Genomic DNA, 26385 nt, shown 5'->3' with positions numbered 1-26385 from the left:
CTGCGCGGCCCCAAGATCTACCAGGCTTACGCCAGGCTCTTGCTCACCACTTCATACACATCACTGGACAGCTCGCCAGAAGCCAGAATCCGCTCCAGCTCGCCCTTCATCAGGGCCTGACGCGCATCGTCATACTTGCGCCAGCGGGTCAGCGGTGCCAGTTGCCGCGAGGCAATCTGCGGGTTCAGCGCATTCAGCTCGATCACCAGGTCCGCCAGGAAACGGTAGCCCGAGCCATCTGCCGCATGGAAGTTGACCAGGTTCTGCCCGGCAAACGCACCTACCAGTGCACGTACCTTGTTCGGGTTCTTCAGGGTGAACGCCGGGTGCTGCATCAACGCCTTGACCCGCGCCAGCCCACCCGGCAGCGCGCTGGCCGCCTGCACGCTGAACCACTGGTCCATGACCAGCGGGTTGTCCTTGAAGTGCTCGGCAAAGGCTTCCAGGGCCTTGGCCCGCTCGGCTTCGAACGGCGAGTTGACCAGCACTGCCAGGGCCGTGAGGCGTTCGGTCATGTTGTCGCACTGATCGAACTGCTCCAGTGTCGCTTCCAGCACCTGCGGTTTGCCGCTCTGCATCAGGTACGACAGAGCGATGTTCTGCAGGCTGCGCCGGGCGAAGTGCTCGGCAGAAGCCACGTAGGCGGTGCTGCGCGACACTTCACGGTTGGCCTGGTAGCGCGCCCACAGGGCGTCGAACAGCTGTGCGGCGATCTGCTGGCGGGCGAACTCGCGGGCAGCGTGGATGGCGTCCACGTCGGCCACCTGGCTGATTTCGGTGAGGTAGGCCTCGCCCGGCAGCGAAAGCATTTCGGCAACCATGGCGGCGTCCAGCGACTCGTTGCCCAGCACGGTGCCCAGGGCAGTGATCAGCCGCTGGTCGAGTTTCAGGGCTTCGCCGCGTTGGTGCTGGCCGATCAGTTCTTGCAGTACCTGCACCGACAGCTGCTGGCCCGCTTCCCAGCGGTTGAAGCCGTCGCTGTCGTGCTGCATCAGGAACATCAGCTGGTCGCGGTCGTAAGGGAAGCTGAGCTTCACCGGCGCGCTGAAGCCGCGCAGCAGCGAAGGCAGCGGCTTGGCCTGGACACCCTCGAAGGTGAAGGTTTGCTCGGCCTCGGTCACCGACAGCACGCGGCTGCTGGCTACGTTACCCGCTATGGCAGCAGCTTCACCGGCCAGGCGCAGCGGCAGGTCATTGCCTTCGGCGTCCAGCAGGCCCAGCTCGACCGGGATCACGAACGGCAGCTTTTCGGCCTTGTCCGGGGTCTGCGGGCAGCTCTGGCGGAAGGTCAGGCTGTAGGTCTGCGCAGCAGCGTCATAGGCTTCGCTGACTTCCAGGCGCGGGGTGCCGGCCTGGCTGTACCAGCGTTTGAACTGGGTGAAGTCCACACCGTTGGCGTCTTCCATGGCCTTGATGAAGTCGTCGGTGGTCACCGCCTGGCCATCATGGCGTTCAAAGTACAGGTCGCTGCCTTTGCGGAAGCCTTCGTTACCCAGCAGGGTACGTACCATGCGCACCACTTCGGCGCCCTTCTCGTACACGGTCAGGGTGTAGAAGTTGGAGATTTCGATGAAGCTGTCCGGGCGCACCGGGTGGGCCATGGGGCCGGCGTCTTCGGCGAACTGGTGGGTGCGCAGGTAGGCGACGTCTTCGATGCGTTTGACCGTGCGCGAGTTCATGTCGGCGCTGAACTCGGCATCGCGGAACACCGTGAAGCCTTCCTTCAGCGACAGCTGGAACCAGTCACGGCAGGTGACACGGTTGCCCGACCAGTTGTGGAAGTACTCGTGGGCGACCACGCCTTCGACGCGCTGGTGCGCGGCATCGGTGGCGGTTTCGGCACGGGCCAGCACACAGCTGGAGTTGAAGATGTTCAGGCCCTTGTTTTCCATGGCGCCCATGTTGAAGTCGTTGACCGCAACAATCATGAAGATGTCCAGGTCGTACTCGCGGCCATAGACTTCTTCGTCCCAGCGCATGGACTTCTTCAGGCTGACCATGGCGTGGTCGCACTTGTCCAGGTTCTCGGGCTCGACATAGATGCGCAGCATCACATCGTGGCCAGACTGGCGCGTGAAGTTGTCCTCGACGCACCAGAGGTCACCGGCCACCAGCGCGAACAGGTAGGCCGGCTTCTTGAACGGGTCTTCCCAGGTTGCCCAGTGGCGGCCATCCTCGGCCGGCCCGCTGCCCGTCGGGTTGCCGTTCGACAGCAGTACCGGGTAGCGATGCTGCTCGGCAATCACCGTGGTGGTGAAGGTGCTCATCACGTCCGGGCGGTCGAGGTAGTAGGTGATCTTGCGGAAGCCCTCGGCCTCGCACTGGGTGCAGAACATCTTGCCCGACTTGTACAGGCCTTCCAGCGCGGTGTTGCTCTCGGGGTGGATCTTCACGCTGGTGTCGAGGGTGAACTGCTCGGCCTTGGGGTGCAGCGTCAGGCTGTCGGCTTCGAGCTGGTAGTCGCCCGCCTGCAGTTCCTGGTCGTCCAGCGCGGCGCGCAGCAGTTCCAGCTGCTGGCCGTCGAGCACCAGGGGCGGCAGGCCGGCTCCGCGTGCCGGGTTGCGGCGCATGACCAGTTGCGCGTGAACCAGGGTGTGGTCCTCGAACAGCTCGAAGGTCAGGTGCGTCTCGTCGATCAGGTACTCGGGCGCCTGGTAATCCTTGAGGTAGATCACTTGCGGTTGTTCGGTACGCATGTGCAGGTCCTTTTTACTGGAGCACGGCCAACTGGTAGGCCGTGTACTTGCGAATATTGATCACACCGGTGTCGAAAATCAGGTACTGACCTTTGATGCCCAGCAGCGTGCCTTCGGCTACCGGGTCCTTGTCGAGGTTGAAGCTGACGATCTTTGTCGGGTAGGCCTCTACCGGATACTTCATCTGCACCACTTCGGCGTCGGGCAGCGGCTGGATCGCCTGCAGGCCAAAACGCCCGTGCAGCTCGCGCAGGCCGTCGGCGCAGGCGTCGAAGATCTGATCGCGGATAGCCGGCAGGTCGAGCACCTCGGCGTCGCCTTTGAGCAGCGCGCGCCAGTTGGTGCGGTCCGGCACCTGGCTGCGCAACACGTCTTCGACCAGGCCTGACTGCTGACGGGTAGCCACGCGCATGATCGGCAGGGCCTGGCTGGCGCCCTGGTCGAGCCAGCGGGTGGGCAGCTGGGTGGCGCGGGTGATGCCGACCTTGATCCCCGACGAGTTGGCCAGGTAGACCACGTGGTCGGTCATGCAGAACTGTTCGCCCCACGACGGCTCGCGGCAGGTGCCGGCGTCGTAGTGGCATTTTTCCGGGGCCATGATGCACACGTCGCACTGGGCCAGCTTGGTCATGCACGGGTAGCAGTACCCCTGGCTGAAGCTGGTCTTGGTGCGCTTGCCGCAGTGGTTGCAGTGAATGGCGCCAAGGTATTCCAGGCGCAGGCGCTGGCCGATCAGCGGGTTGACCGGCACCTGCGTGTCATCCAGGCGGAAGCTGTATTGCACCACGGGTGCTTGCAGGCTTACCGCCATTTTGCTCAACGAGCCACGAGCGAGTTCGATCAATGTACCGAGTCCGATTTGAACAGAATATTGGCGATCGGCGCAGACTTCGATGCGCATTCCTGCGGGCCCATGTAGCCGGTGCGCTGGTCTTCGGGCAGGTTCTGGATTTCCCAGGCGATCACGGCTTGCAGCGACAGCTCTTTCTGCTCGGCGGTGAGCTTGCGGCCATCGGACCATTTGCCGATTTCCACGGCCAGTTTCAGGCTTTCGTAGATTTCCGGGGTAATGTTTTCAATCATTTGCGCGAAAGTGGACATAGTGTCTCCTGATTCAAGCCGACAGTTTACGCCGGGCCAGCGCCCCACCCAAGAGCCCGGTCAGGCATCCGATGAGCAACCCGCCAACATGGGCGGCGTTGGCGATCTGGCCGAGGCCCAGGGTGCCGACCACGCCGGTCAGGCACACCACCAACCAGATCAGCATCATTACCAGCACGCCCTTGGGCAGGTTGAAGTAACGGTTGGGCGCCAGCCACTGATACAGCCAGATATGCCCGAGCAACCCGTACAGCACGCCAGACAGGCCGCCGAACAGGCTCGGCCCGCTGGTGTAGTGCTGGGCCAGGTTGGACACCAGGCTGAACAGCAGGGTCAGGCCCAGCAGCATCCAGGGGCCCTGGCGCAGTTCGATACGTTTGCCCAGCTCCCAGTACCACAGGCTGTTCATGGCCAGGTGCAGCACGCCGAAGTGCAGCAGCATGGGCGATACCAGGCGCCACCACTGGCCTTCGTCCAGCACTTGCGCCAGCGAACTGAAGTACAGGTAGTCACCCTGGACGCGGAAGTCGAGGAAGGTGAACCAGCTGATGGTGGTGAAGTTGTCGCCCAGGCTTGTGAGGCCGGCGACGATGAAGCACAGCAGCAGCGTGAGGGTGGTGACCTTGCAGGCTTTGGCCTGTTCTACCAGGGAGGGCTGTGTGGGGCTATTCGCGGCGGTTCGGCGCCCCGACAAGCCCGCTCCCACAGGTTCGTCGGTTGTCTGGATGTCGGCGTTGCCGTCGGGGTAGCGCTGGTAGAGTTGCAGCACGTCTTCGACCAGGGTGTCAGGGGCCCAGAGCACCTGGGCATCGCCATCCTCGCTCACCCGGTGCGGCACCTGCAGGCGCTGCAGCAGGTGGATAAAGCCGCTGAGGTCGACCGACAGCGGCAGGCGCATCACTTCGATAATGTTCATTGGTTGGCCTGTGGGCGGTCGACGTCGACCCAGACGAACTTGTGCGGGTCGATGCGGGTTTCATCATCCAGCCGGTAGGCGGCCAGCTTGCCGTAGAGCACGGCACTGTAGTCCAGGCAGGCCAGGTTGGACCGGATCGGCGCCGGTCGGCCGCTGCGCCAGTAGTGGCCAACGAACAGCAAGGGCTCGTCTTCGGCATAGCGCAGCAAGGCGTTCTTCTGGCTGTGGCTGAGCGGGGTGCTGGCCACCTCTTCGGGCAGGGCATCGGGCTGGAACACGATGTCGCCGTAGGTTTGCGGGTCTTCTTCCCAGAACTTGGTGCGGAAGAAGGCACGGGTCAGGCCGTCGCCGCCGGTCAGGGTCAGGCCGTCCGGCAGGCGCATGTCGGTGCCGCGCAGCAAGCGGTTGCACACCGTGTCGGCGAAACTGCCACTCACCGCCGAGGCCTGGATGAAGTGCTCATCGATGCGCCCGTCCGGGTATTGCTGGCGCAGCGGCTCGATCAACCGCGGGTCCCAGCAGGCGTGCACCAGGCGGAAGCGCCCGGCGTCGATGAACAGCGGCAACTGGTAGAACCAGTTGACGAAGTCGTGCCAGTCGCCAGGGTGGTGGGCGAACTGGGTCAGGGTTTCGTCGATCAGCCGGGCATGGCGTGGCGTGTGCTCGCGCACATAGGCCTTGCCGCTGCCAGGCAGCGCCGGGGTGACCCAGCCCAGGGCGTTGTATTCGTGGTTGCCCATGATGCAGAACGCCTGGCCGGCCTCGACCATGTCATGGACGATGTGCAGCGCCTCGCGAATGCGCGGCCCGCGGTCGACGATATCGCCCAGGAACAGCGCCAGGCGCCGCGGGTGGCGCCACACGCCGGCCACACGCTTGTAACCGAGGGCGTCGAGCAGGCGTTCAAGGGTCAGTGCACAGCCGTGCACGTCACCAATGATGTCGAAACTTCGCGCCGGATCGAGCATCAGTCGTCCCTGCTCCCAAGACGGCTGCCCCAACCCAGTTTGGTGCGGCAGACCTCGTAGTAATTGTGGTCCAGCGGGTGGATCAGGCGCAGCTTCTGCGGCTTCTTGCTCACCGTGATGGTGTCGCCGGGGGCGCAGGTGAAGTGGTTCTGGCCATCACAGGACACCTGCGGGTAGATCTGCAGGTCCTTGGACACCACGATCTTCAGCTCGCTGTTGCCGTCGACCACGATCGGCCGGCCCGACAGGGTGTGCGGGTACATCGGCACGATGACAATGGCGTCGAGCTTGGGGTGCATGATCGGGCCACCGGCCGACAGCGCGTAGGCGGTGGAACCGGTGGGGGTGGCGACGATCAGCCCGTCGGCCTTCTGGCTGCAGACGAACTGGCCGTCGATGTAGATCTCGAACTCGATCATGCGCGTGGACTTGCCCGGGTGCAGCACCACGTCGTTCAGCGCATCACCCTGGCCGATGGCTTCGTGGTGGCGACGCACCTCGGCCTGCAGCAGGAAGCGGTTTTCCACCAGGTAGTGGCCGTCGAGCACTTCGGCGACTTTCTCTTCCAGCTCGTCGGGGCGAATGTCGGTGAGGAAGCCCAGGTTGCCACGGTTGATGCCCAGCACCGGAATGTTGTGCCGGGCAAGGGCGCGGGCGGCGCCCAGCAGGCTGCCGTCGCCGCCAACCACGATGACCAGGTCACAGACCTCGCCCAGCAGCTTGCGGGTGGAGGTTTGCAGGCCATGGCCGGGCAGTACTTCGGCAATGGTGTCTTCGAGAATCACATGCAAGTGGCGCTCGAGGAGGAATTTTTTCAGTCGGCGAATGGTGTCGAGCACCTGCGAGCTGCCAAGGCGACCGATGATACCGATATTGCGAAATTGCTCCATGGGGCTCCTGCGGGGCTCTGCGACGGGTGACGATGGACCGATTATGGGCGAAACCACCGGGCAGCGGCAAACCGGCTATGCTCGCTGGATGATGCCATTCGCCCTGCTCAACGACCTGCCCCGGCAGCTACGCCGCCCCGCCGTGCGCGACCTGGCCTGGGCCCTGCTGTCGCCGCCCCTGCTCAGCGCCCCGCCCTGCCCGCAGCGCCACCCGCTGACGGGCAGCCTCTGGGCGGAGCAGCCGCAGCGCCTCGAGGGCTGGTTGCGCGCGCTGGATACCGATGACCGCCCGTTGCGCGAGTGGCTGGCAAAGCTCGGTAGCCGGCGGCTGGGGCTTTACTACGAACGGCTGTGGCAATTTGCCCTGGGCCAGGCACCCGGCATCGAACTGTTGGCGGCCAACCTGGCAATCCGTGACGGTGGGCACACCTTGGGCGAACTGGACGTGGTGCTGCGCGACCGCGACGGTGTGCACCACCTGGAACTGGCAATCAAGCTGTACCTGGGGCCGCAAGACGCCGCGCACGACCCGCATGCCTGGCTGGGGCCTGGGTGCCATGACCGGCTGGGGACCAAACTTGCGCACCTGACCGGGCACCAGCTGCCCATGTCGAACGGCGCGCACAGCCGCGAGCTGCTGGCGCGGTTGGGGATTGAGCAGGTACACGCCCACGTGTGGCTGGGTGGCTACCTGTTCTATCCGTGGCCTGGGCATGCCGAACCACCCGCGGGCGCCAACCCGCAGCACTTGCGCGGGCGCTGGGTGCGCCGGCGCGAGTGGGTCATGGCAGAGGGTGAGCATTGGCAACCGTTGCAGCGGCATGCCTGGCTGGCACCTGCGCGGGTCGAGGCAGGCGAAGGCTGGACGGTGGAGCAGTTTGCGGCCTGGTTGCATGTGCTGGAGCGGCAGGCGCCGGCGCAGTTGCTGGTGAGGTTGGAGCCTGATGCTGAGGGCGCCTGGCAGGAGGTGGAGCGGGTGTTTCTGGTGGCTGACAGTTGGCCATTTTCAGCGCAAGCATGATGTTGCCTGACCCGGCCTCTTCGCAGCACAAGGCTGCTCCTACAGGGACCGCACGGCTCTCAAGACCTGTGAGGTCCGTGTAGGAGCAGCCTTGTGCTGCGAAGAGGCCGGCACAAGCAACACCATTTTCACAGACCCAGCGCAAAGATTTGTTTCTGGTAACCACTACAGTGGTACCTGAGCGCCAGCAAGAGCGCCATTTTGACCTGATGACGAGGACCGATCATGGTTTCATCCACCCCCGCGACCCATTACGCACGCCTGTCCATCGCCCTGCATTGGCTGATGCTGGTGCTGCTGGCCGCTGTCTATGCCCTCATCGAACTGCGTGGCCTGTTCCCCAAGGACAGTGCCGAACGCAACCTGATGAAGGACCTGCACTTCATGCTCGGGCTCAGCGTGTTCGTGCTGGTCTGGCTGCGCCTGGCCATCCGCCTGAGCCGCCCTGCCCCGCCCATCGTGCCCAAGCCACCGGCCTGGCAGACCGGCCTTGCACACCTGATGCACCTGGCGCTGTACCTGCTGATGATCGGCCTGCCGCTGGCCGGCTGGCTGATCCTCAGCGCCGCCGACAAACCGGTGCCGTTCTTTGGCCTGGAGCTGCCGCACCTGATCGGCCCGGACCCGGACCAGGCCAAGTTCATCAAGGGCTGGCATGAACGCGTGGGCAGTTGGGGCTACTGGTTGATCGGCCTGCACGCGGTGGCCGGGCTGTACCACCACTATGTACAGCGCGACAACACGCTGCTGCGCATGCTGCCCTACAAGTAACCGCGCCGGCCCTGCAGGCCACCGGTGTGTACGAAGATCAGGCGGGTGCCGGGCGCAAACAGCCCGGCCTCGACCTGATCACGCAGGGCCAGCAGGGCCTTGCCGGTGTAGAGGGCTTCGAGCGGTACACCGCTGCGCAGCTCGCACTCGGCGACGAAGGCCAGCAGCTCATCGTCGAATTTGCCGAAACCGCCACGGCTGGCGTCGTGGATCTGGTAGCCGGGCGCGCCGGCCAGTGCGGCCACCGTCTCCGGCACACCATGATCCCTGGGCACAGCCAGTGCGCCATGTACGGCATGTGCACCCGCCTCTGCCTGCACAAGGCCGGCCAGGGTAGTACCTGTTCCCGCAGCCAGCCACCAGGCGTCGTAGTCCGACCAGCCCAGCGCCGCGATTTGCGCGCGCGCCTGCTGCATGATCAGGGCACAGCCCTGTGCACCGGCCGGCCCGCCGCCGCCTTCGGGGATGCAATGCCAGCCGGGGTAGCGTGCCTGCCAGGGCGCCCAGAACTCAGGTTCGTTGCGCGCGCGGTAGCCGCCGTAGCCCAGCCAGTGCAGTTCCATGCCCAGCGCCTGAAGGTCACGCACAGTGGGTGTTTCCTGGGCGTGGCCCCGTAGCAGGCCGGCGGTGGCGAAGCCGAAGCGCTTGCCGGCGGCGGCCAGGGCGTGCAGGTGGTTGGAATGGTTGCCGCCGAGGCTGATCAGGCCCGGGGCTTTGCGGGTGCTGGCTTGCTGCAGGTGATGGCGAAGCTTGAACCATTTGTTGCCGCTGATCAGCGGGTCGATCAGGTCAAGTCGCAGGATGGCGGCCTCGACCTGGGCTTTTTGCAGCCAGGGTAGGTTCAAGGGTTGCAGCGGGGCTTGAGGGAGATCGAATACATGCATGGACGCAGTTTACAGGGAAATCCTGGGGGCGCTTTGCGCCCCTTTCGCGACACAAGGCCGCTCCTACAAGGGATCGCAAATCCTTTGGCATTACGCGTTCCGTGTAGGAGCGGCCTTGTGTCGCGAAAGGGCCGCAAAGCGGCCCCCTGCAATCTCAGAGTTCTGCCGCCAACCTTGACCCTTGGTTGATCGCCCGTTTGGCATCCAGCTCGGCCGCCACATCGGCCCCGCCAATCAGGTGCACCGACTGCCCCGCCGCCACCAGGCCGTCCTGCAGCTCGCGCAGCGGGTCCTGCCCCGCGCAGATCACCACGTTGTCCACCGGCAGCACCTGCGGCTCGCCGTCCGCCACGCGAATGTGCAAACCGGCATCGTCGATACCCAGGTACTCGACGCTGTTCAGCATCTGCACCCGCTTGTTCTTCAACCCGGTACGGTGAATCCAGCCGGTCGTCTTGCCCAGGCCATCACCCACCTTGGACTTCTTGCGCTGCAACAGGTAAACCTGCCGCGCCGGAGCGTGCGGCTCGGCCTTGATCCCGGCCACGCCACCACGCGCCTCAAGCTGGGTATCGATGCCCCACTCCTTCCAGAACGCCTCACGGTCCTGGCTGGTGGCCACGCCCTCGTGCACCAGGTACTCGGACACATCGAAACCGATGCCACCCGCACCAATCACCGCAACCGCCTTGCCCACCGGCTTGCGCTCAAGCAGCACGTCCAGGTAGCTGAGCACCTTGGCATGCTCGACACCGGGAATGGCGGGGGTACGCGGGGCGATGCCGGTGGCCAGGATGATTTCGTCGTAGTCGCCATCCACCAGCGCCTGTACGTCGACACGGGTATTCAGGCGCAGGTCCACGCCCGTGCTTTTCACCTTGTTGCGGAAATAGCGCAAGGTTTCGAAGAACTCCTCCTTGCCCGGCACCCGCTTGGCCACGTTGAACTGGCCGCCGATTTCGCTGGCGGCGTCAAACAGCGTCACCGCATGGCCACGCTCGGCCGCCACTGTGGCCGCAGCCAAACCGGCCGGGCCGGCGCCGACCACGGCAATGCGCTTAACCGCCCGCACGGGCAGGTAGTTGAGCTCGGTTTCGTGGCAGGCACGCGGGTTGACCAGGCAGCTGGTCAGCTTGCCGCCAAAGGTGTGGTCCAGGCAGGCCTGGTTGCAGCCGACGCAGGTGTTGATCTCGTCGGCGCGGCCAGCCGCTGCCTTGTTGACGAAGTCCGGGTCGGCCAGGAACGGCCGGGCCATCGAAACCATGTCGGCATCGCCTTCGGCCAATACGGCTTCGGCCACTTCCGGGGTATTGATACGGTTGGTGGTGATCAACGGAATACTCACCACGCCACGCAGCTTGGCGGTGACCTTGCTGAATGCCGCACGCGGCACCTTGGTGGCGATGGTCGGGATACGCGCTTCGTGCCAGCCGATGCCGGTGTTGATCAAGGTCGCGCCGGCCTGCTCGATGGCCTTGGCTAGCAGCTCGATCTCGTCCCAGGTGCTGCCACCCTCGACCAGGTCGAGCATCGACAGGCGGAAGATGATGATGAAATTCGGCCCCACCGCGCCGCGTACCCGGCTGACGATTTCCACCGCCAGGCGCATGCGGTTTTCATAGCTGCCGCCCCAGCGGTCGGTGCGGTGGTTGGTGTGGGCCGCCAGGAACTGGTTGATGAAGTAGCCTTCCGAACCCATGATTTCGACGCCGTCGTAACCGGCGCGCTGGGCCAGTGCCGCGCAATTGACGAAGTCGGCGATCTGTTTCTCGATGCCCTCCTCGTCCAGCTCCTTGGGCTTGAACGGGTTGATCGGCGCCTGGATTGCGCTAGGTGCCACCTGCCGTGGGCTGTAGGCGTAGCGCCCGGCGTGCAGGATCTGCAGGCACACCTTGCCACCGGCGGCGTGCACCGCTTCGGTGACGATACGGTGCTTGTCGGCCTCTTCCTCGGTGCTGAGCTTGGCCGCACCGGAATACACCCCGCCTTCATCGTTGGGCGCAATGCCGCCGGTGACCATCAGGCCGACGCCACCCCGGGCGCGCTCGGCAAAGTACGCGGCCATACGCTCGAAGCCACCGGGGCGCTCTTCGAGGCCGGTGTGCATCGAGCCCATCAAGGTGCGGTTGCGCAAAGTGGTGAAACCCAGGTCCAGCGGAGCGAGCAGGTGCGGGTAGCGGTCGGCGGCCATGGAAGGTCCCCTGGTGGCGTGATCACGGTATGCGGGCACCTCACTGGTCGGCGGGGCCCGTCGTTTGTCTGTCAGCGACATTAAACAGCCGTTTGAATTGGCTCAATGATCAAAACTTACAACTTAATGATCAAAACGAACACGTGAACTCGCCCCCAGCAGCAGTAAGGCTCAATGACACCACCGCTATAAGACCCGCATGGCTTGATCGCCAAACGGTCTGCCTGCGCATTTGCCAGGCAACTCGGCTCTGCCAGACTCTTCAAGCGCGTTAAATCATCCACCCATGGAACGTGGCGCCTACCCAGTGCGCCCGGAGGGTTTGTTCATGCAGACAAAAGGATGGGACACCATCAGCATCGTTCGCCAGGACAGTGTGAACAGTGACCTGGCGGCCAGTTGGAAGAACCTTGACCACGAATTTTCCTACACCTCGGATGAAGGCTACGCCTGTCACGGGGTCTTCGACTGCTGGTCAGTGATCAATGGTGGTGGCGGTCGTTTGTTGCGCCTGCGTATGCCTATACGTTCCGGTTTTTTCGAGGCCAGCGGCACCAGCCGCTCGCTGGCCGGGGCGGTTGCCATCATCGAGGTCACGTTGTCGTTGTTGCCACAAGGCGATAGCCAGATGCAGTTGAAATCGGCCTTCCTGCATAAAGCCGATTCCACCCGCCTACCACAAGGCGACGAAGGTGGCTGGCTGCGCGGTATTACCCTGCAAGACCCTGACGGCTCGTTAGGCCCTTTCGCCACCGTGGTGCTGGACTGCATCTGCAACTATCTGGTCGAACAGCCCCGACAGTTCACCCATACCTTCGCCACTATCAACTTCAGCAAAGCCAGCGCCCCCGATTGGGCCCGGCCACGCAAATGCACGTACGCCTACCTCGATTCGGGTTATCTGGCAATCATGGCGGTGTGTACCGAACGCGACATTGGTGAACTGCCACTGGATATCGATGTGTCGGGCATCAGCCAAGGCGGGCAGTCGAGCTATGTGCTGTCACCACGCCTGGTCCTTGAACACCTGGTCTTGCCTGGGCTGCTGCAGCTCTACCAAGGCGCCACGGCGCAGGACTACCGCATCGACAATACGCAAATGGTGAACATCCCAACCTTGCGCATGAAGGCAATCAAGTCAGGGGCCATCTGGTACACCCCCGTCGTATTCGCCGGTTGCAACCCTGCAAGAATGCTCGGTGACTTCATCACCATCGATTATCAGGGCGATTGCGACCTGCACGCAGGTATCGACATGAAGTGGAACGGCTGGTTGAGGATGAAGCTGGTGTTGGACGGCAACACCATCAGCTTCGTCAAGCAATCATCCGACTTCAGAAAGGAAGTGCATATTCCCTGGTACCTGGCCTGGCTCTCACCCATCGTCAGCCTGATCACCCACATCGTCACTGCTGTCATCTCCGATGACCTGATCAGCGCCATCGCCGCGCGTGGCGGCTCGGTCAAGGCTGACACCATCGATTGCGTGTCCTGGAGCAACGACACGCATACTGCTTCGTCGAGCTATCTCGCCGAGGCCCTTGTCATCAACTACGTGTGACCCCACCAACACAAGGAGCCGTATCATGAGCAATGAAAGCAAGGTCATGCTGTCCGGGTTTGCCCAGCCCATCTCGCTGCGACTCGATCACCTCAACGAAACCGCGCGGCAGACCCTGCGCGAATCGCCCCTGTACCGCAACGCGGCGCGCGTACACAGTTCCGAAGACGCCTTGCAGGCCGCGCAGCTGCTGACCAATGCCGCAACATTGGCCAGCCCGGTCTCGACCAATGGCTGGGATACCGTGAGCATCTGCCGGGTCTCCGCGCTAAACCAGCGCATAGCCTTGGAAAAAACCTACCCCGCCAACATGGACGCCGGGGTCGACAGCTTCTCGATCAAGGCCGACTTCGATGCCTGGTCAATTACCACCGGCGGCGACGGACGCAATGTCAAGGTACGCATACCTTTTGGTTCAGGGACTTACAAAGGCCTCGGTGGCAAGACCTACCAGGTCCAGGGGATGTCTGCGGATGTCTACGTCAAGCTCAGCTACTTCCCGGCGCCAAACCCGATATCGGCCTCTGACGGTAAATACGAGCTGCAGATCAACACCCAGGCGACCGACCCTGATGACCCGATCGCTGCGGTGATTGCCCTCAAGGACCCGGGCAACGTCTTGAGCGGCATCGACCAGAGTGTGATGCGCGGCGTACTTGAAGCCTGGCTGAACCAGCCCGAGAACCTGAAGAAGTTCGACACCCTGTTCAGCACCGTACTGATCAACAACATGGGCAAGGAAAGCGAGGATTTCAAATGGCTGCGAGCAACGTCCATGAGCTACGCCTACACCGACAAGAACAGCGAGGAAAGCAGTATCTTCGGGGTACTGGCCATGACCAACGAACGTGACTCCACCGGCCTGCCAAACCAGTTGCCTGCCGTGCTGCTGGCTGCGGACAACAATGCCAACTTCCTCATCAGCCGGGAAATCTTCGTCAAGTACCAACTGCTGGCGGCATTGCCGTTCATCTTCGAGGGTACCACAGAGGCCAACTTCACCCTGGATGCGGCGGGCACGTCCATCACGGCCAACAACCTGAAGCTCGACAGCGTCAAGTATGGGGCCATCACCTATCATCCCGTGGCCGAAAAATTCGATATCAACTTTGACGAGTCCTATATCCGTACCGAGTGCAAGGTACGCACGGACATCTCGCCCGGTATCGTGGCCTATACCCGCATCGTCACCAAGCAGACGCTGCAATTGGGCGTCAACGACAAGGGCGAACAGGTCATGGTGTATGCCATGGTGGGAGACCCGGATGTCCAGAACACGACCGACATCGCCACCTGGGTGGTCGTTACCGAAGCCATTCTGGGCGCAATTGCCGCCGTGGCCACTGCGGTGGCCGGTGGTGTCGGTGGCAGGGTGATGGCGTTGATCGTGGGCATCATCGCGGCGTTGGTAGTGGCCATTGTCAGCATCGTCATCCACGTGATCATCGAGCGCGTGGTGGCTGGCGGGGTAACCAACAACATTCCGTCCATAGCGCCCATGGTCAAAGTGGCGGCGAATCAGGTCAAATGGCCATTCAGTGAACCAGATGCCTTTGTCCTGACCGACATCACCTATTCCGGTGCCCTGATATTCGGCGGCTCGCTGAAGTTGCTCGAGAAGTTCTGCGTCCAGAACGGACGCCTCGCCCTGGCGACGCTGGCCGCCTGACCTCGCCAACACAACCCCGGGCATCAATGCCCGGGGTTCGTGCACGCCCATCGCCATTCCTTTGGTATGATCAAAAGTCGATTGTGCATGGATCAATGCAGTGCGCTGCTCAAGCCGATTAAAAGGCTTGAGCTTGCGACCACATTGATCCGCATGGCCACTCAACTTTTAGCGAATGCCCAACGCTTCATGCGAAAACTCCTGGCAAGCGCCCTGGCGCTGGTGATGATCGCCGCTCTCTGCGGCTACGGCTTCTGGACCCAACAGCGCCCGGAAGGCCACTACCTGTCCGACCTGCGCATCGAGCTGGCACTCAACCATGGCGTGCCGGGCGAACACGGCAACCTGCTCGGCATCGAGCCGCTGCTGTACCCGGGCGACTACCAGAACCTGCAACGCCTGCACCGCAAGCTTGCAGCCTATCTGGAGCAGGCCCGCGCCCAGGGCCTGGTGAGCCCGCGTACGGTGGTGGTGCTGCCGGAGCACATCGGTACCTGGCTGTGGGCTCGCGGGGAAAAAAACGAGCTTTATCAGGTCACGCAAAGCCGCGAGGCTTTGCAGTGGCTGGAGCTGAGCAACCCGCTGCGTTACGGCCTGGCCATGCTGGGTGCCGACGGCGACGACTGGCGCGCGGATGCGCACCTGCGCATGAAAGCCGAGCAGATGGCTGCGGACTACCAGCAGCTGTTCGGCGGGCTGGCCAAGGAATTCGGCGTCACCTTGGTGGCCGGCTCCATCGTGCTGCCTGCGCCCTACGTAAAGCAGGGCGTGCTGCACGCCGGCAGCGGCCCGCTGTTCAACAGCAGCCTGGTGTTTGCCGGTGATGGCTCACTGCTGGGCCAGCCACAGCGCCAGCAGTTCCCCGACAGTGAAATCCGCCGCTACGTCCACGATGGCCGCCAACAACCACTGCAAGTGGTGCAAACCCCTGCCGGGCGCCTGGGTGTGCTGGTGGGCAGTGATAGCTGGTACCCGGAAAACCATCAGCAACTGGCACAACAAGCGGTACAACTGATCGCCAACCCGGTGTTCCTCAGCGGCAAGGGCAGTTGGGATGCTCCATGGCGCGGCAACCGCCACCAGGAGGCCAGCGCCGGGCTGCCCCTGCAACGTGGTGAAGTCAGCGAACAGAGCGCCTGGCAACGCCTGACCGAGGCCGCCGGGGCCAGCGTCAGCAGCATGAGCGTGTTCATGCGCGGGCAGTTCTGGGAACAGGCCGGCGACGGCCAGGGCTTTGCCCGTCAGTCGGGTGAGTTGCTGGCGGGTCCCCCCAGCCGTGGCGCTCGCCTGCTGAACCTGTGGCTATAGGCCCATGGCCCGCCCTCGCGTACGCCTTGGCGACCTTTCGGTAGGCTTTGTCCAGCCGCTGGCCGAGGCCCTGCGAGAGCTGGGGCACGACCCTGAGCCGCTGCTGCGCCGCTATGGGCTGGATGCACCACGCCTGGCCGAAGCTGGCGCGCGCTTGTCGATCCCCCGTTACATGCACCTGGGCCACGCCGCCATCGAGCTGAGCGGCGAGGCCGCACTGGGCCTGCACATGGGGCGCCTGAGCCGCCTGGCGCATGCCGGCCTGGCCGGGGTCACCGCCGCCCAGGCGCCGACCCTGGGCGATGCGGCGCGCACCCTGCTGCGCTTCGAGCCACTGTACGCGGCCAACTACCGTGGCCATTCAAGTTTTGAGGAAGATGCCCAGGGCGCCTGGTTGCGCTTCTACTCCATCAGCCCCTACAACGCCTTCAACCGCTTCGTGGTCGACTCACTGCTCGCCGGCTGGCTAGCGCAACTCGCCGACGTGGCCGGTGTGGCGGTACAAGCCGAACGCCTGGAAATCGAATTTGCCGCGCCCGCCTACGCTGCGCGTTATCAGGCCCTGAGCAGCACACCCGTGCAATTCGCGGCCGAGGGCAACCAGCTGCGGCTCAGCCGCGCCACACTGCAACTGGCCAACCCCAGGCACTGCCCGAGCACCTGGCAGCACCTGCTGCAACTGTGCGAGGCAGAGTTGCTGCAACGCACACGGGTACGCAGCCTGGGTGAGCGCATCACTCACTTGCTGGGCCCGCTGCTCAATGGCGGCCGTGAACCGGACCTGGAAGAAGTGGCGCTGCACTTGCACTTACCCACCTGGACACTGCGCCGCAAGCTGGCCGAGGAAGGCACGCGGTTTCGCGACTTGCTCAACGAAACACGGCGCGACCTGGCCGAGACCTATATCCGTGATACGGAACTGGCCTTCGGCGAGATTGCCTATCTGTTGGGGTTTGCTTCGGCCGAGGCCTTCCAGCGCGCGTTCAAGCGCTGGACGTGCCTTACGCCGGGGGAGTTCCGCCGCAGCCAGCGGCGGGCGGGCTAAAGCTCGGTAGCGTCGTCAGCCGGTTCCGGGGTGTCGAGTTCGTAAGCCTGGGTCTCTAGTAGTTCTTCCTGGTATTCATCCATCGCCCTGCGTCCTCTTTGCTCATTTTGTCTTCGTAGGTATCACCTTCAGCCTAAGCAGGTGGGATGAAGGGATGATGACAAGCCTATGAGTGGTAAACGTAGCAGGTGTTCAGGAAGTTATCGCGGGGTGTCTGTAACAGGGAATGTTTACAGCCTGCACCGGCCTCTTCGCGGGCTTGCCCGCTCCCACAGGATCTCTACAGGCTCTGAAACTTGCGCATTACCTGTGGGAGCGGGCAAGCCCGCGAAAGGGCCGGTACAGGCGACCCATCAAAGTGAGGGGGACGCGGTCTCGGCAGGCTGCGACTCCTGCTGTACCTGAATTGGCGCAGCCTCGACCGGTGGCGCGACCGGCTGCGAGCCCTGGCTGTCATTCACCACCGGTGCCGGTGGTGCTTCACTGGCCGGGGCAGCTTGCGCCACAGGTGCGGCTTCCGGAGCCGGGGCAGGTGCCACCGGGTTCGCAGCTGCCTGCTCCGGCAGCCCCAGTACCACCGCGGGTTGCTGGGCCTTGGGCGCCTCGACCTTGGCCTCTTCGATCTTCTTCGGCTTCGGCTTGGGCAGGTAGCTCTCTACCAAGGCGAAATAGCGGTCATAGAACTGCGCGGCGGTCACCGTCTCGCTGGCCACCTTGACCATCGAGTCGTCGCTGGAGCCGATCGGCATCGATACCGAACCCAGCACGCCCACGCCCAAACTGGCGGAGGTGTTGGACTTTTTCAGCGCATAACGGTCCTGCAGGGCGTTGGCGAACATGGTCGAGCGCTGTTCGTCGCTCACATCCGGCGCACAGGTGACGTTGAAGCTGATCTGCAGGTGGTTCTCGCTGTTCTGCTGGAAGCTCTTGTTACCCACCACCTGGTTGGCGCCGCTGTTGGTGATGATGTAGCCCTGGCTGAGCAAGGCACGCCGGGCGGCCTCGCAGGAGCCGGCATCGCTGACCGGAAAGCTGCGCGAGAAGGTGCCCGAGTCATCGAAGTTCTCGTGCTCGTACACGGCAGGTTTTTTCGAGGAACAACCGGCCACCCCCGCCAGCACCAGGGCCAGCCCGAGCGCACCAAAGACGGAAGATCTGGTCATTGCGAATTCCGGGTAAGTCAAGAAGGTGCCTATTGTGCAACACAGCAGGCAGGCACAGGAACCACTGGTCGGTGAAGAGTCTGTCAGGTTGGTGTAAATCTGGGTAAAGGCCGGGAATTTCCGCCGTAGAAACAAAAAAAGCGACCCGAAGGTCGCTTTTTTCGTGCTTCAAGGCGTTCAAGGGGCCTTGAGGCTAAGATGGCGCAGCGGACGGGACTCGAACCCGCGACCCCCGGCGTGACAGGCCGGTATTCTAACCGACTGAACTACCGCTGCGTATCATTCAGGCTTGCGCCCGATTGAAACCTGGGTCTACCCTTCCGGCGCAATGGCCTCAGGGCAGGCACAAAAAAAGCGATGACAAGATCGCTTCTCTTGTGTGTGCTTCAAGGTGTTCTAGGGACCTTGAAACGAAGATGGCGCAGCGGACGGGACTCGAACCCGCGACCCCCGGCGTGACAGGCCGGTATTCTAACCGACTGAACTACCGCTGCGTATCGTTCAGGCTTGCGCCCGATTGAAACTGGGATCAGCCAAAGGCAATTTGCCTTGTGGCTTCAGACCGGTGCATGACACCCATCTGTTACTGAAAAATGGCGCAGCGGACGGGACTCGAACCCGCGACCCCCGGCGTGACAGGCCGGTATTCTAACCGACTGAACTACCGCTGCGCAGTGCGTTCCTCTCTGGCTATCGGCTTCTTGCGAAACCTTTGCACCAGGAACTTCTCAGGAAGTGGTGGGTGATGACGGGATCGAACCGCCGACCCTCTGCTTGTAAGGCAGATGCTCTCCCGGCTGAGCTAATCACCCTCGCGATGTTGCTTGTTGCGTTTGCTTCTCTGAGGCCGCGAAATTTACGCAGGTGGCGAAGCTAAGTCAATAGCCCCATTGAATTTTTTTCAAAAAAGGCAAAAACAGAAAAGGGACCTTTCGGTCCCCTTCCCTTACAGCGCCAAACTCAGGTGTAGATCATCTTGCGGGTCATGCCGCCATCGACCACAAACTCCTGGCCGGTGACAAACGCCGCCTGGCGCGACAACAGCCAGGCAACCATCGCCGCCACATCTTCCACGGTACCCACCCTGCCCGTCGGGTGCTGGGCATGGTCGGCCTCGGTCAACGGTTCGGCACGGCGCTGCGACGGGTCACGGGCATCGATCCAGCCCGGGCTCACCGCATTGACGCGAATCTCCGGGCCCAGGCTCATGGCCAGGGCATGGGTCAAGGCCACCAGGCCGCCCTTGCTCGCCGCGTAGGCCTCGGTGTCGGGCTCGGACTGCCGCGCCCGGGTAGAGGTGAGGTTGACGATCGCCCCGTTGTGCGCACGCAGGTACGGCGCACAATGCTTGGCCAGCAACATCGGGCCATTGAGGTTAACCGCCAACACCCGGTTCCACTGCGCCAGGCTCAGGCTTTCCAGCGTCTGGTTGTGCGGGTTGGCGATGGCCGCATTGCACACCAGCGCGTCCAGCCGACCGAACTGCCCGAGCACTTCGGACACCCCGGCAATGACCTGGGCCTCGTCGGCAACGTCCATGGTGATGAACCAGGCGTTGTCGCCCAAGGCCTTGGCCACTTTGCCGCCACGCTGACGGTCCAGGTCGCTCAACACCACCTGCCAGCCTTCACAGATCAGCCATGCGGCAATGCCCAGGCCGATGCCGCGCGCGGCACCGGTAACCAAGGCTACCCGGCCATTCTGGCCCGGGGTACTGCCGCGGATTTCGATCACAGTGCGGCCAGCCCGCGTGCAAGGTCAGCCTGCAGGTCAGCCACGTCTTCCAGGCCCACGGCAACGCGGATCAGGCTGTCGCGGATACCGGCGGCTTCGCGCTCCTGCGCCGACAGGCGGCCGTGGGAGGTGGTGGCCGGGTGGGCGATGGTGGTCTTGCTGTCACCCAGGTTGGTGGTGATGGAAATCACCCGGGTGGCGTCGATGAAGCGCCAGGCGCCTTCTTTGCCACCCTTGACCTCGAAGCTGACCACCGCACCAAAGCCACTCATCTGGCGCTTGGCCAGTTCGTGCTGCGGGTGGCTAGGCAGGCCTGCGTAATGCACCTTCTCCACGCCGTCCTGCTGCTCCAGCCATTCGGCCAGGGCCTGGGCGCTTTCGCAGTGCGCACGCATGCGCAGGCGCAAGGTTTCCAGGCCCTTGGTGAAGATCCAGGCATTGAACGGGCTGAGCGTCGGGCCTGCGGTACGCAGGAAGCCCACCACTTCTTTCATCTGTTCGGCACGGCCGGCAACCACGCCCCCCATGCAACGGCCTTGGCCGTCGATGAACTTGGTAGCCGAGTGGAACACGATGTCGGCACCCAGCTTCAGCGGTTGCTGCAACGCCGGGGTGCTGAAGCAGTTGTCCACCACCAGCATGGCACCACGGGCATGGGCGATTTCACTGAGCGCGGTGATATCGACCAGTTCGGCCAGCGGGTTGGACGGCGACTCGACGATCAGCAGCTTGGTGTTGGCCTTGATGGCCCTCTCCCAGCCGCCGAGGTCGACCAGTGGCACGTAGTCCACCTGTACGCCAAAGCGCTTGAAGTACTTTTCGAACAGGCTGATGGTCGAGCCGAACACGCTCTGCGACACCAGCACATGGTCACCGGCGCTGCACAGCGACATCACCACGGCCAGGATGGCTGCCATGCCAGTGGAGGTGCCCACGGCCTGCTCGGCGCCTTCCATGGCCGCCAGGCGCTCCTCGAAGGCACGCACCGACGGGTTGGTGTAACGCGAATAGACGTTGCCCGGCGTTTCACCGGCAAAGCGCGCGGCCGCGTCGGCGGCCGTGCGGAACACGTAGCTGGAGGTCAGGAACAGCGCTTCGCTGTGCTCGCCCTCGGGTGTACGGTGTTGACCGGCGCGCACCGCCAGGGTGTCGAAACCGACACCCTCGAGGTCGCTGTCCAGTCGCCCGGCATCCCATTGATCCGTCATGCCGTCGCTCCCTGAATCAGTTGTTGTAGAGGTCGATGATCGCGCTGACCGCATGATTCTTGACCTTGGCCAGGTCATTACGGGCCTGCTCGATACGCTCGAGGTAGGCGTCGTCGATATCACCGGTGACGTACTCACCGTTGAATACCGCGCAATCGAAGTGCTCGATCTTGATCTTGCCACCACCGACCGAGTCGATCAGGTCCGGCAGGTCCTGGTAGATCAGCCAGTCGGCGCCAATCAACTCGGCCACTTGTTCGGTGGTACGGTTGTGGGCGATCAGTTCGTGAACACTCGGCATGTCGATGCCGTAGACGTTGGGGTAGCGTACTGCTGGGGCTGCGGAGCAGAAGTAGACATTCTTGGCACCGGCTTCGCGGGCCATCTGGATGATCTGCTTGCAGGTGGTGCCGCGCACGATCGAGTCGTCCACCAGCATCACGTTCTTGCCGCGGAATTCCAGTTCGATGGCGTTGAGCTTCTGGCGTACCGATTTCTTGCGCGCGGCCTGGCCGGGCATGATGAAGGTACGGCCGATGTAGCGGTTCTTGACGAAGCCTTCGCGGAACTTGACGCCCAGGCGGTTGGCCAGTTCCAGCGCGGCAGTGCGGCTGGTGTCCGGGATCGGGATGACCACGTCGATGTCATGCTCCGGGCGTTCGCGCATGATCTTGTCGGCCAGTTTCTCACCCATGCGCAGACGGGCCTTGTACACCGAAATACCGTCGATGATCGAGTCCGGGCGCGCCAGGTACACGTGTTCGAAGATGCACGGCTGCAGTTTCGGCGCTTCGGCGCATTGCTTGGTGAACAGCTGGCCTTCTTCGGTGATGTACACCGCTTCGCCCGGCGCCAGGTCGCGGATCAGGGTGAAGCCGAGCACGTCCAGGGCCACGCTTTCGGAGGCGATCATGTATTCCACGCCTTCGTCTGTGTGACGCTGGCCGAACACCACCGGGCGGATGCCATGGGGGTCGCGGAAGCCGACGATACCGTAGCCGGTGACCATCGCCACCACCGCGTAACCGCCGACGCAGCGGCTGTGCACGTGGGAAACAGCAGCGAACACGTCTTCTTCGGTCGGCTGCAGCTTGCCACGCACCGCCAGCTCATGGGCGAACACGTTCAGCAGCACTTCCGAGTCGGAGTTGGTGTTGACGTGGCGCAGGTCGGACTCGTAGATCTCCTTGGCCAACTGCTCGACGTTGGTCAGGTTGCCGTTGTGGGCCAGGGTGATGCCGTACGGCGAGTTGACGTAGAACGGCTGGGCCTCGGCCGAGGTCGAGCTGCCCGCAGTGGGGTAGCGCACGTGACCAATGCCCATGCTGCCCACCAGGCGCTGCATGTGGCGCTGCTGGAAGACGTCGCGCACCAGGCCATTATCCTTGCGCAGGAACAACCGGCCGTCATGGCTGGTCACGATACCGGCAGCGTCCTGGCCGCGGTGCTGGAGGACCGTAAGCGCGTCATACAGCGCCTGATTGACGTTCGACTTACCGACGATACCGACGATGCCACACATGCGACGCAACCCCTACTTTGACGAAACTTGAGTGAATAGCGCTCAGGGCTTTGCGGGCCCGAGCAACTGTTCCTTGAACGGCAGATCAGCCGGAGCGCTGATCAACCCACTGGGCGACCACTGGCCGGTGAAACCCAAAATCAGGTTTTTCGACCAGTCGGCGACCAAGAGAAATTGTGGTATCAGGCGTGATTCCTGCCACCAGATGTCTTGTTGAACCGGCCCCAGGCTGATCAGGCCTATGGCCACCACTACCAGCAAGGCCCCGCGCGCGGCGCCGAAGGCCATGCCCAGGAAACGATCGGTACCGGACAGCCCGGTCACACGGATCAGCTCGCCGACAAGGAAGTTGACCATGGCCCCCACCAGCAAGGTGGCGACGAAAAGAATGGCGCAGCCGGCGATGACGCGCATCGATGGCGTCTGGATATAGCTCTCAAGATACACCGAGAGCGAACCGCCGAACATCCAGGCAACCGCACCGGCAATGATCCAGATGAGCAAGGACAAGGCTTCCTTGACGAAGCCGCGCTTGAGACTGATCAGTGTGGAGACGGCGATGATCGCGATGATCGCCCAATCAACCAAGGTAAATGCCACGGTGCTGCCTGCAGACGTTTGAGGCGGCGCATTTTATCAGAGCGGAGGGCTGGGAGTAAGCGGAATGTCGGGTGGATTAGTGTTAGGCCATTCGCGGGTAAACCCGCTCCCACAGGGACCGCGCTGACATTGAATACAGCGCTGCACCTGTGGGAGCGGGTTTACCCGCGAATGGGCGGCAAAGCCGCCCGGGCTTTGTCAGCTGCGCTCTGGCTGGAAGCGCACCACAAAGCCCTTGAGGCTGTTCTGGCGGTTGATGGCATCGCGCGTGCGCTCGGCCTCGGCCCGCTCGATCAGCGGCCCGACATACACCCGGTTCATCCCGCCCGCCGCGCGGATATAGGCGTTGTAGCCCTGGCTGCGCAGAGTTTGCTGCAGCTTCTCGGCACCGGCACGGTTGGACAGGCTGGCCAACTGGATGGACCAGCTGACAGGCAAGCCATTGACGTCGATCTTCGAGGGGGCAGCTGGCTTGGCCACTGCGGTGGCAGGTGCCGGGGTGGCCGCCGGCTTCGGCTCGACCTTGGGTGCCGGGGCCTGCGGTTTGGCCGGCTGAACCTGCGCCTGGGTCTGCGGCGAAGGCGTGATTGGCTGGCTGGGCGTAGCGGCCGGCGCAGTGGACTCGTCGACCACCACCGGTGGCTGCTGCGGCTCCTCCGGAATGACTTGCGGCTCCGGCACGGCGACCGGGTCCACTTTCACTTCCGGCAGGCTTGGCATGGCCGGTGCCTGCGGGGCTTCGACGTGCACCTGGCGCATCTCGTCCTCGCGGGTGAACAGCATCGGCAGGAAAATCACCGCCAGCGCCACCAGCACCAGCGCACCCACCATGCGCTGTTTCATCCCTTTATCCAGCACTGCCATCTTCTCCACCCTCCTGGGCGTGCCGCTCCAGCCACTCCAGCGCCTGGGCAACACAGAAAAACGAACCGAACAGCAGGATCTGATCATCCGCCGTCGCCTGCGCACATTGCCCTTCAAGGGCGGCGTCGACGCTGGCATAAGACTTCACCGCAGCACCGAGGTTCGTCAAGGCCGTGGCCAGTTCCGCAGCCGGGCGGCTGCGTGGGGTGTCCAGCGGCGCCACGGCCCAGTCGTCGACCAGGCCCTGCAGCGGGGCGACAACGCCTTCCAGGTCCTTGTCAACGAGCAGACCGAACACCGCCAGGCGACGCCCTTTGAGCGGCCGGGCCGCCAGACGCCGGGCCAGATACTCCGCCGCATGGGGGTTGTGCCCCACATCCAGCAGCAGCTCCACCGGCTTGCCCTGCAAGTTGAGGAGGCGGCGATCGAGGCGGCCGGTGATCCGGGTCGCCAGCAGTGCCTGGCGCACCTGCGCGCCATCCCACGGCAGCCCCATCAGCAGGTAAGCCTGCAGGGCCAGCGTGGCGTTTTCCATGGGCAGGTCAAGCAAAGGCAGGTCACGCAGCTCTACCTGCGCACCATCAGCCGCCGTACCGCGCCAGCTCCAGCTGCCATCGGCACTGACCAGATCGAAGTCACGGCCACGCAGGAACAGCGGCGCAGCCAGTTCGGCGGCCTTGTCCAGCAACGGCTGTGGCGGGTCCAGGTCACCGCACAGGGCCGGCTTGCCCGGGCGGAAGATGCCGGCCTTCTCGAAAGCCACCAGCTCGCGGGTATCGCCCAGGTAATCGACATGGTCGACGCCGACACTGGTCACCAGGGCCAGGTCGGCATCCACCACGTTCACGGTGTCCAGGCGGCCACCAAGGCCCACTTCCAGCACCACGGCATCCAGCTGCGACTGGTAGAACAACCAGAACGCGGCCAGTGTGCCCATCTCGAAGTAGGTCAGAGAAATTTCGCCCCGCGCCGCCTCGACGGCGGCGAAGGCTTCGCACAGGCGCTCATCGCTGGCCTCTTGGCCATCGATCACTACCCGTTCGTTGTAACGCAACAGGTGCGGCGAGCTGTACACGCCGACCTTGAGCCCCTGGGCGCGCAGCAACGAGGCCACGAAGGCGCAGGTCGAGCCTTTGCCGTTGGTGCCGGTTACCGTCACCACGCGTGGCGCCAGCTTGCCCAGCGCCAGCCGGGCAAGCACCTTCTGCGACCGCTCCAGGCCCATGTCGATGGCCGAGGCGTGCAACTGCTCGAGGTAGGCGAGCCATTCGCCCAGGGATCGTTGTTTCATCACGCGACGGCAGCCGCCTCACGCGCTTGCTCCGGGGTATCCTGGCCGGTCATCTGCGCCAGCAGGCGGGCCAGACGCGGGCGCAGTTCGCCACGGGAGATGATCAGGTCGATAGCACCGTGCTCCAGCAGGAACTCGCTGCGCTGGAAGCCTTCTGGCAGCTTCTCGCGTACGGTCTGCTCAATCACACGTGGGCCGGCGAAGCCGATCAGGGCCTTTGGCTCACCGACGATCACGTCGCCGAGCATCGCCAGGCTGGCGGAAACGCCGCCGTACACCGGGTCGGTCAGCACCGAGATGAACGGGATGCCTTCTTCGCGCAGGCGCGCCAGCACGGCCGAGGTCTTGGCCATCTGCATCAGCGAGATCAGCGCTTCCTGCATGCGCGCACCGCCCGAGGCGGAGAAGCTGACCATCGGGCAACGGTGTTCCAGGGCGTAGTTGGCCGCGCGCACGAAGCGCTCGCCGACGATGGCACCCATGGAGCCGCCCATGAACGAGAACTCGAAGGCGCTGACCACGATCGGCATGCCCATCAGGGTGCCGCTCATGGAGATCAGCGCGTCTTTTTCGCCGGTCTGCTTCTGGGCGCCGGTCAGGCGGTCCTTGTACTTCTTGCCGTCACGGAACTTCAGGCGGTCGACCGGCTCCAGGTCGGCACCCAACTCGGCACGGCCTTCGGCGTCGAGGAAGATATCGATGCGCGCACGTGCGCCGATGCGCATGTGGTGGTTGCACTTGGGGCAGACATCCAGGGTTTTTTCCAGCTCCGGACGATACAGCACGGCCTCGCAGGACGGGCACTTGTGCCACAGGCCCTCAGGCACCGAGCTCTTCTTCACCTCGGAACGCATGATCGAAGGGATCAGTTTGTCGACTAACCAGTTGCTCATGCTTTCTTTCTCCAGTATTGGCAGGCGGGGGTCGGTTTCACCGGCCCTGCCCTGCCCTTGAGCTCAAAATCTTTTATGAAACAATGATG

The 26385-nt window shown here is 63.6% G+C and carries 22 protein-coding genes and 4 tRNA genes; 6 read left to right on the top strand and 20 right to left on the bottom strand.

The genetic code is table 11. From position 1 onward, the window contains the following. Window positions 1-26: 26 nt before the first annotated feature. The 6 genes from pepN to AK81_RS16480 are packed head-to-tail and all read right to left on the bottom strand — an operon-like array spanning window position 27 to window position 6571. Window positions 27-2696 (bottom strand): aminopeptidase N, encoded by a 2670-nt coding sequence (gene pepN, locus AK81_RS16505; protein ID WP_043200464.1) that lies wholly within the window; start codon window positions 2694-2696, stop codon window positions 27-29. 13 nt (window positions 2697-2709) lie between these two features. Further along, window positions 2710-3540, bottom strand: coding sequence for a DUF2797 domain-containing protein (locus AK81_RS16500; protein ID WP_043200462.1), 831 nt, complete (start codon window positions 3538-3540; stop codon window positions 2710-2712). Then, entirely contained in the window at window positions 3537-3797 is a 261-nt protein-coding gene (locus tag AK81_RS16495; RefSeq protein ID WP_016500845.1) for a YeaC family protein, read from the bottom strand. Before AK81_RS16495 ends, AK81_RS16500 begins: the two co-directional genes overlap by 4 nt. A 13-nt stretch (window positions 3798-3810) precedes the next feature. Next, window positions 3811-4713: a rhomboid family intramembrane serine protease gene (locus AK81_RS16490; protein WP_043200460.1), complete on the bottom strand. Its 903-nt coding sequence runs from the start codon at window positions 4711-4713 to the stop codon at window positions 3811-3813. Next, on the bottom strand, window positions 4710-5684 hold the full coding sequence (locus AK81_RS16485; protein ID WP_176393849.1) for a metallophosphoesterase: 975 nt from the start codon (window positions 5682-5684) through the stop codon (window positions 4710-4712). Before AK81_RS16485 ends, AK81_RS16490 begins: the two co-directional genes overlap by 4 nt. After that, window positions 5681-6571, bottom strand: coding sequence for an NAD(+) kinase (locus AK81_RS16480; protein ID WP_008090067.1), 891 nt, complete (start codon window positions 6569-6571; stop codon window positions 5681-5683). Before AK81_RS16480 ends, AK81_RS16485 begins: the two co-directional genes overlap by 4 nt. A gap of 43 nt (window positions 6572-6614) precedes the next feature. Here AK81_RS16480 and AK81_RS16475 point away from each other — a divergent pair, with 43 nt between their 5' ends. Beyond that, complete coding sequence (locus tag AK81_RS16475) at window positions 6615-7592, top strand: DUF1853 family protein (protein ID WP_193393767.1); 978 nt, start codon at window positions 6615-6617, stop codon at window positions 7590-7592. A 225-nt stretch (window positions 7593-7817) separates the two neighbouring features. Beyond that, entirely contained in the window at window positions 7818-8363 is a 546-nt protein-coding gene (locus AK81_RS16470; RefSeq protein WP_043200453.1) for a cytochrome b, read from the top strand. On the opposite strand, the gene AK81_RS16465 is transcribed toward AK81_RS16470, so the two are convergent. Continuing rightward, the gene (locus AK81_RS16465) at window positions 8354-9247 is read right to left on the bottom strand and encodes a 1-aminocyclopropane-1-carboxylate deaminase/D-cysteine desulfhydrase (protein WP_043200450.1); all 894 of its coding nucleotides are present in this window, start codon (window positions 9245-9247) and stop codon (window positions 8354-8356) included. The genes AK81_RS16470 and AK81_RS16465 overlap by 10 nt on opposite strands. A gap of 154 nt (window positions 9248-9401) precedes the next feature. Then, the gene (locus AK81_RS16460) at window positions 9402-11438 is read right to left on the bottom strand and encodes an NADPH-dependent 2,4-dienoyl-CoA reductase (protein WP_043200448.1); all 2037 of its coding nucleotides are present in this window, start codon (window positions 11436-11438) and stop codon (window positions 9402-9404) included. A gap of 328 nt (window positions 11439-11766) precedes the next feature. On the opposite strand from AK81_RS16460, the gene AK81_RS16455 reads away from it, so the two are divergent. The 4 genes from AK81_RS16455 to AK81_RS16440 all read left to right on the top strand — a co-directional run bounded on the left by AK81_RS16455 (window position 11767) and on the right by AK81_RS16440 (window position 17021). Further along, window positions 11767-12999, top strand: coding sequence for a TULIP family P47-like protein (locus tag AK81_RS16455; protein WP_043200492.1), 1233 nt, complete (start codon window positions 11767-11769; stop codon window positions 12997-12999). A 25-nt stretch (window positions 13000-13024) separates the two neighbouring features. Next, window positions 13025-14668, top strand: a complete 1644-nt coding sequence (locus tag AK81_RS16450; RefSeq protein WP_043200446.1) for a TULIP family P47-like protein — start codon at window positions 13025-13027, stop codon at window positions 14666-14668. Window positions 14669-14857: 189 nt separating this feature from the next. After that, window positions 14858-15976, top strand: a complete 1119-nt coding sequence (locus AK81_RS16445) for a nitrilase-related carbon-nitrogen hydrolase (protein WP_043200444.1) — start codon at window positions 14858-14860, stop codon at window positions 15974-15976. Window positions 15977-15980: 4 nt separating this feature from the next. Continuing rightward, a complete protein-coding gene (locus tag AK81_RS16440) occupies window positions 15981-17021 on the top strand; it encodes an AraC family transcriptional regulator (RefSeq protein ID WP_043200442.1) in 1041 nt (346 codons plus the stop codon). Between the two features lie 353 nt (window positions 17022-17374). Here the strand turns inward: AK81_RS16440 and AK81_RS16435 are convergent, their stop codons facing one another. From AK81_RS16435 to accD, 12 genes are all read right to left on the bottom strand, one after another. After that, on the bottom strand, window positions 17375-18184 hold the full coding sequence (locus AK81_RS16435) for a DUF2242 domain-containing protein (RefSeq protein WP_043200441.1): 810 nt from the start codon (window positions 18182-18184) through the stop codon (window positions 17375-17377). A 199-nt stretch (window positions 18185-18383) separates the two neighbouring features. Then, a tRNA-Asp gene (locus AK81_RS16430) sits at window positions 18384-18460 on the bottom strand. A 141-nt stretch (window positions 18461-18601) separates the two neighbouring features. Further along, window positions 18602-18678: transfer RNA gene (locus AK81_RS16425), tRNA-Asp, on the bottom strand. A gap of 100 nt (window positions 18679-18778) precedes the next feature. Next, window positions 18779-18855 (bottom strand) — tRNA-Asp (locus tag AK81_RS16420). Window positions 18856-18920: 65 nt separating this feature from the next. Continuing rightward, window positions 18921-18996: transfer RNA gene (locus AK81_RS16415), tRNA-Val, on the bottom strand. 148 nt (window positions 18997-19144) lie between these two features. Beyond that, the gene (locus AK81_RS16410) at window positions 19145-19918 is read right to left on the bottom strand and encodes an SDR family oxidoreductase (protein WP_043200439.1); all 774 of its coding nucleotides are present in this window, start codon (window positions 19916-19918) and stop codon (window positions 19145-19147) included. Further along, window positions 19915-21126 carry an O-succinylhomoserine sulfhydrylase gene (locus AK81_RS16405; protein ID WP_043200438.1) on the bottom strand — a complete coding sequence of 404 codons (1212 nt, stop codon included), beginning with the start codon at window positions 21124-21126 and terminating at the stop codon, window positions 19915-19917. Before AK81_RS16405 ends, AK81_RS16410 begins: the two co-directional genes overlap by 4 nt. Before the next feature lie 16 nt (window positions 21127-21142). After that, window positions 21143-22648: an amidophosphoribosyltransferase gene (gene purF / locus AK81_RS16400; protein ID WP_043200437.1), complete on the bottom strand. Its 1506-nt coding sequence runs from the start codon at window positions 22646-22648 to the stop codon at window positions 21143-21145. Window positions 22649-22690: 42 nt separating this feature from the next. Beyond that, window positions 22691-23248 carry a CvpA family protein gene (locus AK81_RS16395; protein WP_043200435.1) on the bottom strand — a complete coding sequence of 186 codons (558 nt, stop codon included), beginning with the start codon at window positions 23246-23248 and terminating at the stop codon, window positions 22691-22693. Between the two features lie 198 nt (window positions 23249-23446). After that, window positions 23447-24112, bottom strand: coding sequence for an SPOR domain-containing protein (locus tag AK81_RS16390; RefSeq protein ID WP_043200434.1), 666 nt, complete (start codon window positions 24110-24112; stop codon window positions 23447-23449). Further along, entirely contained in the window at window positions 24096-25403 is a 1308-nt protein-coding gene (gene folC / locus AK81_RS16385; protein ID WP_043200433.1) for a bifunctional tetrahydrofolate synthase/dihydrofolate synthase, read from the bottom strand. The genes AK81_RS16390 and folC overlap by 17 nt, the downstream gene beginning before the upstream one ends. Beyond that, window positions 25403-26296: an acetyl-CoA carboxylase, carboxyltransferase subunit beta gene (gene accD / locus AK81_RS16380; RefSeq protein WP_043200432.1), complete on the bottom strand. Its 894-nt coding sequence runs from the start codon at window positions 26294-26296 to the stop codon at window positions 25403-25405. The genes folC and accD overlap by 1 nt, the downstream gene beginning before the upstream one ends. Between the last annotated feature and the right edge of the window lie 89 nt (window positions 26297-26385).

The organism is Pseudomonas putida W15Oct28 (assembly GCF_000708715.2).
Lineage (GTDB): Bacteria > Pseudomonadota > Gammaproteobacteria > Pseudomonadales > Pseudomonadaceae > Aquipseudomonas > Aquipseudomonas putida_R.
This window is presented reverse-complemented; position numbering and strand designations above follow the sequence as displayed.